Consider the following 624-nt stretch of genomic DNA (forward strand, 5'->3'; position numbering starts at 1 on the left):
CGCCGCCAGGGCCGCCAGGCCCAGGCCCGAGGGCAAGCGCGGCAGGCCTGCCAAAGGCGAGCTGCCGCCCGAGGAGGTCAGGGCGCTCGAGGAGGAGGCGGCCTCCATCAAGGGCAGCCGCTACGCGCTCGTGAAGAACCCCGAGGACCTCACCGACGGCCAGAGGGCGAGGCTCGAGGCGCTCAAGAAGAGGGCCGGCTCGCGGCTGGTCAGGGCCTGGGAGCTCAAGGAGGACCTGCGGGCCGTCTTCCGGGCAGCCGACGGCTCCGAGGCCGCCGAGCTGCTCGACGACTGGATGCACAGGGCCGCCTACTGCAAGATCGCCAAGGTCGTCGCCGTGGAGAAGAAGGTGCGCCGCCGGCGCGACGACATCATCGCCGCAGTCGAGCTCGGCATCAGCAACGGGCGCGTAGAGGCCATCAACAACAAGATCAAGGTGACGGTGAGGATGGGCTACGGCTTCCGCAACACCGACAACCTCGTGGCCCTGCTCATGCTCAGGTGCGGCGACTGCCAGCCCCAGCTCCCGGGTCGCCCGGTGAAGGCGAGGAAGAAGGGCGTGAAGGGAGCGAAGAGCGTTGCTGCCTAGGCTAGCCCCTTGTCACACAAACTACCGAAGCCTCA

General features: G+C 68.8%; 1 protein-coding gene. It reads left to right on the top strand.

Annotation, left to right across the window (positions count from 1 at the left end):
- Nucleotides 1-589: transposase (locus HF885_RS10245; protein WP_206109916.1), on the top strand; the 589-nt coding region annotated here is incomplete at its 5' end.
- Nucleotides 590-624 lie beyond the last annotated feature (35 nt).

Origin of the sequence: Parafannyhessea umbonata, assembly GCF_012844235.1 — a bacterium.
Taxonomy (GTDB): domain Bacteria; phylum Actinomycetota; class Coriobacteriia; order Coriobacteriales; family Atopobiaceae; genus Parafannyhessea.